9 protein-coding genes are annotated in these 8,814 nt (G+C 68.3%); 4 read left to right on the top strand and 5 right to left on the bottom strand.

Features of this window, described 5'->3' with window-relative positions; translation table 11 throughout:
* Positions 1-103: 103 nt before the first annotated feature.
* Positions 104-394 carry a hypothetical protein gene (locus tag MJ797_RS24650; RefSeq protein WP_239341782.1) on the top strand — a complete coding sequence of 97 codons (291 nt, stop codon included), beginning with the start codon at positions 104-106 and terminating at the stop codon, positions 392-394.
* A 17-nt stretch (positions 395-411) separates the two neighbouring features.
* On the opposite strand, the gene MJ797_RS24645 is transcribed toward MJ797_RS24650, so the two are convergent.
* The 3 genes from MJ797_RS24645 to MJ797_RS24635 all read right to left on the bottom strand — a co-directional run bounded on the left by MJ797_RS24645 (position 412) and on the right by MJ797_RS24635 (position 1,992).
* Positions 412-1,320: a hypothetical protein gene (locus MJ797_RS24645; protein ID WP_239341780.1), complete on the bottom strand. Its 909-nt coding sequence runs from the start codon at positions 1,318-1,320 to the stop codon at positions 412-414.
* A gap of 227 nt (positions 1,321-1,547) precedes the next feature.
* Positions 1,548-1,796: a hypothetical protein gene (locus tag MJ797_RS24640; RefSeq protein ID WP_239341778.1), complete on the bottom strand. Its 249-nt coding sequence runs from the start codon at positions 1,794-1,796 to the stop codon at positions 1,548-1,550.
* A 55-nt stretch (positions 1,797-1,851) separates the two neighbouring features.
* Positions 1,852-1,992: a hypothetical protein gene (locus MJ797_RS24635; protein ID WP_239341776.1), complete on the bottom strand. Its 141-nt coding sequence runs from the start codon at positions 1,990-1,992 to the stop codon at positions 1,852-1,854.
* Positions 1,993-2,067: 75 nt separating this feature from the next.
* On the opposite strand from MJ797_RS24635, the gene MJ797_RS24630 reads away from it, so the two are divergent.
* Entirely contained in the window at positions 2,068-2,604 is a 537-nt protein-coding gene (locus tag MJ797_RS24630; RefSeq protein ID WP_239341774.1) for a hypothetical protein, read from the top strand.
* A gap of 195 nt (positions 2,605-2,799) precedes the next feature.
* Here the strand turns inward: MJ797_RS24630 and MJ797_RS24625 are convergent, their stop codons facing one another.
* Positions 2,800-3,717 carry a hypothetical protein gene (locus MJ797_RS24625; protein WP_239341772.1) on the bottom strand — a complete coding sequence of 306 codons (918 nt, stop codon included), beginning with the start codon at positions 3,715-3,717 and terminating at the stop codon, positions 2,800-2,802.
* A 333-nt stretch (positions 3,718-4,050) separates the two neighbouring features.
* Between MJ797_RS24625 and MJ797_RS24620 the strand changes: the two genes are divergently transcribed.
* Both MJ797_RS24620 and MJ797_RS24615 read left to right on the top strand, forming a co-directional pair.
* Positions 4,051-6,750 (top strand): TIR domain-containing protein, encoded by a 2,700-nt coding sequence (locus MJ797_RS24620; RefSeq protein WP_239341770.1) that lies wholly within the window; start codon positions 4,051-4,053, stop codon positions 6,748-6,750.
* Between the two features lie 108 nt (positions 6,751-6,858).
* Complete coding sequence (locus tag MJ797_RS24615) at positions 6,859-7,158, top strand: hypothetical protein (protein ID WP_239341767.1); 300 nt, start codon at positions 6,859-6,861, stop codon at positions 7,156-7,158.
* Positions 7,159-7,645: 487 nt separating this feature from the next.
* Here the strand turns inward: MJ797_RS24615 and MJ797_RS24610 are convergent, their stop codons facing one another.
* On the bottom strand, positions 7,646-8,059 hold the full coding sequence (locus tag MJ797_RS24610; protein ID WP_239341764.1) for an IS110 family transposase: 414 nt from the start codon (positions 8,057-8,059) through the stop codon (positions 7,646-7,648).
* Positions 8,060-8,814 lie beyond the last annotated feature (755 nt).

Genomic DNA, 8,814 nt, shown 5'->3' with positions numbered 1-8,814 from the left:
GGGGGCGTAGCGACGCCGTTCTGGGCCGCGGTCGGCGCGAATGTTCCCGGAGGCTACGAGCAACGCGGGGTCTGCCCGCACCTCACCAGCGGCTGAGCAGACGATGCCAGCCGAGGTCTTCGCGGACGGGCCGCCGCGCTCGGCGCTGGTCTGGCTTCCCGCCGCGACCCTGGCAAGGCTGACCGCGCTCGACGACGGTGTGTACGTGGTCAGCAACCCCCAGGCCTGCATGCTCTCCACTGGCCACGCCGGCAGCCATCTGGCTCTCGTGCAGTTCGCCGGCGAGACCGGGCACTGGGCGAGTTGGACCGTCCTGGCCGGCCCCGTGTCCGTCGATGACGCCGCGTTCTGCCCGGCCGGCCTGGCCGTGCCCGAACCGGGCGATGGCCTCTGACGATGTGGTGGTCCTGCTCAGATGGGCTGGTCGAGGGCCTCCTCCCAGCGCAGGACCACGGTGGTGCGTACACCGGCGTCGAGCATCGCCTGGGCGCGGTGCTGGCCGTTGAGGTACTGATCGTGTCCATCGTCGTCCTGCTCGACGGCTATGCCGTCGCCGAGGCTGACCAAGGTGCTCAGCGCTTCGAGGTACCAGCCGGTCAGGCCCTCGGCCATAGCCTGGTCGCGCACGTGCACGCCGATGTTCTCAAGGTCGACCCCGTCCTGCTGGGCTTGGACGAGCAGTCGGACGGCGGTCGCGCTGACCCGATGCCAGTCGCCCCGGTGGTACCAGCAGCAGCCCCGACCGCGATGACGCGGGAACAGCTGGCGGATCCAGCGCCGCCACCCCGGGATACCGACCGGCATGCAGGCCGGCTCGCGAAACGGCTCCGGCCGGGGAAGACCCGCGACCCGGACCACAGTGTAGATCATTTGCGGCTCGGCCTCTTCGACCCGGGAAACATAGCCTTCCCCTCGGTCGGGGTCGACCACGGCACCGACCAGACGGCGCAGCTCCTCTAGAGTCAGGTGGCGCCAGCGCGGACTGCTCAACTGGTGCGGGCCGGTGACGGTGAAGGTGACCTCTTTGAAGCGGCTGGCGGCACCGGGGAGGAGCTGGTACTCGATCCAGATCGGCGGTTCGGGGTCGTGAGGGAAGTGGCGTGTCCACACCGCCTCGGCGTACCGCTCGGCGGCGTTCATCAGTGACTTGCCCTCATCCGTTCGTTGGGTCGCGACCGCCACCGGACGCAGCCCTGACGCGGTGAACAGCTGCAACCGGAACGTCGCCTGCCGCGGGCCGTGACGGACAGAGAACATGTGATCGTCGACAGTACGTGTCCGGGTAGCCGGCTGAAGGTGCCCGGTGGCTTCCTCGCTCATGCGAGTGATGATCCCCGGTCTCCTGATGGCAGCCTTCCGTCGAGCTCCGTACTGGCGGGTAAGCGAAGTTGACAGCCCCGGCGTCGCGTCGACGCCTGTGGTAGCGGCTCGCCGTGGATGTGGTAATCGGGTCGACCCGTTTGAGCGCGGATCCCTCCAGGCGAGCGGGAAGGGGGCGCCCATCCACGCCTCGGCCGAGGCGACATCGAAGGTCTGCGGGCACAGATTCACCTCTGGGCCGAGGCCGGTCGCCACTGCGGCCAGATGCCGGCGCCGGCGGCCAGCGGAAGCGGGCGTAGGTCGGCGCTGTCGTCGGCGAGTACGTCGAAGGCCACGAGCTGCGCCGGGTGCTCGGCAGTCCAGAGCGAAAGGCTCTGCCGAGCGGTGAGCCGCGGCGACAGCGCGGCGAAGTCCAGTTGGCCGCGGGCCCGATCCCAGCGGATCACCTCACCATCGACCACCAGCCCGACCGGCACTGCAAGGCCCAGCTCCGAGGCGAGGTCGAGGCAGAACCGGGTCAGCTCCCGGGGGTCAGCGCGACCAGATCCGACCCTCGCGGACGACCGCCTGGAAACCGTCCCACGTCGGCGCGTAGACGAGCGGGCGGCTCCCGACGCCGATCGGCGGGAGTGTGTCAGTGCGCCAGGCCAGCGCCAGCGGGATGGTTACCACACCGGATGGTTACCCTGACCGCGCACTTCTACCGAAGGGCCGGCAAGCCGGAGCCGTGGATGATAGCCAGTAGGCATGGAAGATCGCCAGCGGCTGTTGCGTCTTGTGTCCCTCGTTGCCTGGGCTGGCGAGCCTGGCTCGAACTCCTGCGGCCTGCGGTTCGCGAACGGGGACGATGAGCTGTGGTGGATGGGACCCGGCACGGAGTGGGCCGACTTGATCCGACGCGGCGAGAAACCCCCGGTTCCGCACGAGGAAGCGCACACCGCACTATGGAAGCTGGCGTCGTGGTTCGCCGGAGCCGTGACAGGGCCGTCCACCCCGGCGGAGAGTGGCATCGACGCACTGCAGTTGCCCGGAGTTGCCTATCATGCCGTCGAGGGACTGCCAGACGAGGTACTGGCCATGCTGGGCCGCATGATTAAATGCTGGCTGAACCTGCCACTCGAAGTCTCCGAGTTGCAGGTCGCTCGACGTTGGGTCGAGGACGTGCGGGCCACCGCGTGGCGCACCCTCGTCAGCGAGTACGCCGACCATTTCGGCCGTGGCATCCCACCGTCGCTCCAACCTGGCTGGGCCAACCGCGACATTCACGGTCAGTGGCCATCTTGACTGGGCGCCTATGCGGACACGGGCGCCGCGTGGTGGCGCCTGGCGAACCACGTAGGCCACCCAAAAATCCCCCTTCACGTCGTCTGTGTTGTCCGGACTGGCGGCTTCAAGTCGGCACCGGAGGATCACACGAGCTGTAGCGCCTCGACGGCCGGTTCCGCCGCCGGGATCCGCGGATTCGGGCGACATGCCCGGTCAGCTGGTAGTAGGGGATGCTGGGAGGCCGTCGTAGAGGCTCGCAGGTCGCTGTGTCGGTTTTCCGCCGAGGAGCGGTGGGGTGTTCATCAGTCGATCGCGGATGCGGACCGGCGGTCGGTATCCGTCGTTTCTTTCGGCCAGGAACTCACTCGCGTGGTCTCGGCGGTCCGCCACCCGGGTGAAGGCAAGGAACCGCTCGTCGGCCGCGAGTTCCTCGGCCAGCTCCGGCAAACGGGCCGTGAGTGCCTCGTAGCGCCGTTCCGTCTCGGTGTCGACGCGTGTGCGGGCCCGGCGGAGGATGCCATCGGCGGTCCAGTCGGCATCTGGGCGGTCGAGCAGGGGAATCATCTCGGCGTGTTCGTAGGCGGCGGCGCGCGCGCCGTGCTCCGTCGATCCCCGGCGCCGGAAAGCAGGCATCGCCGCCAGCTCGGCAGCGAGTCGTTGCACCAATGCCTCGCGTTCTCCACGGTCCACGGGATCGTTGCGCTCGCCGTGGGCCGAGGCCCGCGCGGTATCCGCGTCGTCGCGGAGCCGGTCGTACCAGCTTGGTGTCGTGGACCAGCGATGTAGGACACCGTCGCAGGCGAACGCAACCTCGACCTCGGTAACCTCGCCCTTATGGCGCCTGGCCTGGCGGAGCAGCCGTGCCCGAGCCGCCCGTGCCTCCTCGTCGCCGTCATCCGGCAGAGAGGCACTGAACTCCTCAAGATCGAATTCACGCGTGATCCGGTAAAGAATTCGCGCGCCGGCCTGATGTGCGGCACGGACGAAGGCCGTCAGTGGCATCTCCTCACGACCGACATCGACGTCCGGGCCGTCACCGGCCGGCGTCACCTGGACGGCCATCACCGCCAGGCCAAGATCAACAATTAGGCGATCGAGCTCGGTGATGAGATCCGCCATGTCCGGTTCCATACCTTCACCCCGTAGCGATTGGTCCTCGATGTCGCGTCTGGACAAGAATGGCCGTGCCTCGGCATGGAGCACCCGGATTTGGGACAGCAGGCGTGGTCCCGCTGTCCGCTCGCCGACCGGCGGCCGACCGGCAAAGCGACACTGCGGCGTCCGCTCAACCTGCACCCCCTACCCGCCCCACGGCGGCGGGCCTCGGCCCCGAAACACGAGTCGGGCTCGACAAGCCCGAGCGCACGGCGGGGCTGTTCGGGCCGAGGCCCGTATCCACCCGTCGCGCTGCCATGGCATCGGCCTCGACGTGGAATGGCTCGTTTCATGGCAGGCTGGGTGGCTATGAGCACGGGGAGTCCCGCGGCGAAGTCGCCAGGGGCAGATGTGTTCATCTCGTACACGGGGGCGGACGAGGCGTGGGCTACCTGGGTCGCCGCGGTGTTGGAGGCCGAGGGCCAGAGGGTCGCCGTCCAGGCGTGGGACTCTCCAGCGGGGACGAACTTCGTCGTCTGGATCAATGAGCAGATGACCCATGCGGTCCGAACCGTAGCGATCTGTTCACAGGCCTACTTCGGCTCGCACTGGTGTACCCAAGAATGGGCCGGGGCTCTGGCGGCGAACACGCTGACCCCGCTGCGGGTCGAAGCCTGCACGATCCCGCCCGTGCTGGCCACGACCGCCTATCGCGACCTGCACGGAATCGACGAGGCTACCGCGCGGCGCCGGTTAATCGAAGCCGTCGGCCTGGCCCGCCCGGCACGCCGCTCGGACGGGTTTCCCGGCAGGGCGGCCCCGCCGACGATGACGGTCTTTCCGGGCCAGAGGGCGCCGAGGGATACCGGGGCGGTGTCGGTGCCACGGGGGGCGGTGCGGATCGCTGATGCGGATCCGTATCGGTTCGGTGTACATCCGGCGATCCGGCTGCCTGAGGGCGCCCACGACGTTCCACCCGCCTATGTCGAACGTGATATCGATCTGGCAGCGGACGGGGTCCGGGCCCGGCTGCGTACCGCTGCCGTCCGTGGCGGGTTCCTGCTGCTGGTTGGTGGATCTTCGGTCGGCAAGACCCGTTGCGCGATCGAAGCTGTCAAAGCCGAGCTGCCCGACTGGTGGCTGCTACGCCCCACCAGCGCCACCGACCTCCGCGCACTCGCCGCCGCTCCTCCGGCCCGCACCGTACTCTGGCTCGACGAGTTGCAAAACTACCTCGGTGGTGAACACGGGCTGACGGCCGGCATCGTCCACGCGCTCCTCGACGCACCGGGGCCAGTTGTGCTGGTCGGCACTCTATGGCCGACCTACTACCGCACGCTCACTGCACTGCCCGCTTCTGGAGATCGCGACGCCCATCAGCATGAGCGCGCACTCCTGCGCCTCGCCGCCATCGTCGACGTCCACGATCAGCTTTCGCCAGACGAACAGGACCGGGCCCACCACCGCGCGAAACTGGACCGGCGCCTGCAGGCGGCGCTCGACAGCCCCGACCACGGCCTTACCCAGACGCTGGCCGCGGGCCCCGAACTCGTCCGCCACTGGTCCAACGCCCGCACCGACAACCCCTACGCCTGGGCGATTCTCACCGCTGCTCTCGACGCAGCCCGCCTCGGCGCCCGTAACCCTCTACCCGGCGATCTGCTGCGTGCCGCCGCCGCCGACTACTGCACACCTCGCCAGCAAGCCGAAGCCCCGACGGACTGGTTCGAACACGCTCTCGCCTACGCCACCACCGCCCTACACGGCGCTGCCTCCGCCCTTACGCCCACCAGCAGCGGCACCGGCATGGGCCACATCGCCGGCTACATCAATGCTGACTACCTCCGTCAGCACGCTGCCACCATTCGTCGTTACATCCGGCCTCCCGCCAGCCTCTGGACCGCGCTGCGCGACTACCCCAGCCACACCAACGATCTTGAACGCCTCACCGGCAATGCCCTCGACTACAGGGTCTACGCCCTGGCGGTCCCCCTCCTCCGGCGAGGCATCGACACCGGCGATCAGCGTGCCGCTCGCCGACTCGCAGACCTGCTTACCCAGGCCGACGAGCGGCACCAGCCACCCGCCCCGAAGCCGGACGACAGCACAAGTGCGATTGAGCGTGTACACCGCCGTGCCGACTCTGGCTACCGGTACGCAGCTTTCGAGCCGGCTGATCTACCTAAGAGGGAGGGGGAACGGGAAGATCTACGCCGTCGGGCCGACGCCGGAAATGCGCAGGCCGCAAGCCAGTTGGCTGACCTGTTGATCGAGGCTGGTGCGCATGAGGAACTGCGCCACCGTGCCGACTCCGGGGACTTCATGGCGGGCGCTCGGCTGGCTGAACTACTTGCCAGGTCAGGGGATCGAGAAGAGCTGCGCCGCCGAGCCAACGCGGGCAATGAGGACGCGGCCAGGGAGCTGGCCAGACTGCTAATCGAGGCTGGAGATCGCACAGACGCGCTCGAGTTTCTGCGCCCGCTCGCCGATGCCGGCATGGGAGATGATTGGGGCGACTACGCCGATGATGCCGCAGGCAGACTGTCTAACCTACTGGTCGAGGCCGGAGATCGCGAGGAGATGCGCCGCCGTGCCGATGCTGGTGACGGGCATCGAGCTCGCATGCTGGCCGACCTGCTCGCCAGTGCGGGGGACCACGCAGGAGCAATCGGGGTTCTACGCCCACACGCCAGCACCAACAGCGAATGTGCCCACCGGCTTGCCGCATTGTTCAGTGAGGCGGGGGACCGCGCACGCGCGATCGAGACTTTACGCCTGCACCCCGAAAGCCGCGAATGCGCTCGCCGACTGGACGAACTACTCGCCGCGGCAGGCGACCGCGAGGAGTTACGCCGCCGCGTCGAGTCCGGCAACCGGCACGCAGCCTTCCAACTGTTCGGGCTCCTCGCCGCAGCAGACGACCGCGAAGAGCTACGCCGCCACGCCGACGCCGGCGACTGGGCCGCCGTCAGTCACCTTGCGGGGCTACTTGCCTCTCGAGGAGATGATCGACTGAAACGGTACGGGTTCGATGTACATGGACAGATCGCCGACGGCCCCACATGGTAGGCACTGCACCGGTGCGCCGACACCGGCGAAGTCAGTCCGACCGCCCACTGCCTCGCGGCCGATCCAGCATGCAGCGAGCTCGCGGCACTTGGGCTTGGGCTGCCGTACGTGGTGGTTCACCGCGGTGACCTCCACGAGCCACTGCTGCGCGCGTGTCGGGACGCCCGCCAGTCCGATCTGATCGCCGGTACATCGGTGACTGGCTACACCCAAAACGCAGCGCAGGTGACGGTCACGACCCGGGATGGCGGCCGGTTTACCGGCGACGTGCTGATCGGAGCGGACGGCATCCGCTTCGTGATCCGGGCGCAGGTGGTCGGTGACGGCGAGCCCCGGGCGTCCGGCCACACCATCTACCGCTCCGTGATCCCCATGACGAGCGTTCCCGAGGATCTGCGCTGGAACTGAGGGCGGCGACGTTGTCGAGGTCGAACAGGAACGTCAGCCCGACCGGGACTCCCACGATCATGGTCGCTAGGCGTACCGGGGCGCCAGGAACCGCCGGGTATGCGGAACTTATGTTCTATTCACTAGATGATGTTCCGGGTGGTGTGCTCACTGGACGTTGTCCCTGGTCAGCGGCCGTGCGGAGACCGGGCGGACCGCGATCTCGGGGCCCTGGACCAGTACGAAACGGTTCTTATTGTGGTGGACCAGATCCACTACGCAGAGTAAATACTCTCTGAGGTGAGGATAGGGCGACCACGGAGGGGCTGGAACGCGCCCCGCGCCAGCGCGCCGAGGGCCGAAGGCCCGAGGCGCGAGTCACTCAGGATGACCGTGAAGGCCGAGGATGCCACGGAGGGGCCGGATCCGGACGCGTGACATCGCGCCGGGTACCAGGCCCCGGCGGGGTTTACCCTACGTAAACGGCGCTGAGGACGTTCCTGAATGCCTACGCGGCTTTGTCTTTGGATTCGATGGTGACTTTCAGGCCGAGTTTCTCTAGCTGCGCGACGAGCCGTTTCTGCTGGGCGTCGGTGCCGTGGCGGCGCTGTGCCCAGTCCGGTCCGAGCTCGCGGTAGACGGTGTTGTCGGCGACGATGTGCCAGTAGGCGACAAGGATGTCGTGGCGGATCGCGCCGACGGCCTTCTGGACGCTGCGGCGTCCGCGGATCTGGGCGTAGTGCGCGGCGAGGTAGGTCTCGCGGGTCGTCGCGGCGGCGTGGGTGGCCTCGGTCAGCGCGGTCCGCAGCCAGGTGGAGCCCTGCCGTGTGCGACCCGTCCGCGACGTGCCGGCGGAGGCGTGGTTGCCGGGACAGATCCCCGCCCAGGACGCGAGGTGGCCCGCGGTCGGGAACCGGGTCATGTCCATCTCGGCCGTGCGACACGAAGTCGCGGATTATGAGAGAGCTCATGGACGGAGGTCCGACGATGTCGGAGGTGTAGCTCCGGGCGAGTGCTCGATGCCCGTCCCCCGCTCCGGCGTGCGCCACAGGTCCTGCCTGTGGGGTGCGAAGCCCGGGGAGCAAGCCCAAGGGTCCGCTGTTCCATCCAGGGACTACAGGTGAGGGGGAAGGCCGGGCGGGTGAACGTGAGTGAACCCTTGATGACGCCTCGTAATGGACAGCTCCGGGAGATGGGATGATGACCGGGGTGATAAGGCCAAGCCTCTGGAAGAGGAGGCGAGCGGCGGCCGGAGGGATCGGACCGGCCGTGGGAGCACCGCTTGGCCTCGGGGTAAAGAGGGCACCCACTCCCGGCTGTGACTCAGATCCGCGGAACGTGGGAACCCCGTCGGGGCCCAGGCGGTGCCTGGTAGGCCGACCGCGAGGGGAGCGGAATCCCCCGGCGGGAACAGGATGCCCAAGAAGCGAAACGCCGGTGGCCGAAAGGCGACAGGAAACCTGCGGCGACATGGTTGGCCCCTCCGCCGACCGCCGGGGGATAACTGGCCGGATACCAGCCGGGGTGGCTGGGCCCGAAAGGGCGCTGACGTGGGCAGGTGAGCCGTTGAACACTGACGCTGATCAAGCCATCGGAACCGAAGGGCACGGTGGACACCATGACGGTGAACGGACCGGAGGACGTACCGGACTGGGACGCCATCGACTGGCGGACCCA

It is taken from the genome of Protofrankia sp. CiP3 (assembly GCF_917627345.1).
In the GTDB taxonomy this organism is placed as follows: domain Bacteria; phylum Actinomycetota; class Actinomycetes; order Frankiales; family Frankiaceae; genus Protofrankia.
Note: the sequence above shows the minus strand (reverse complement) of the source record. Positions and strands in the feature narration are given on the sequence as shown.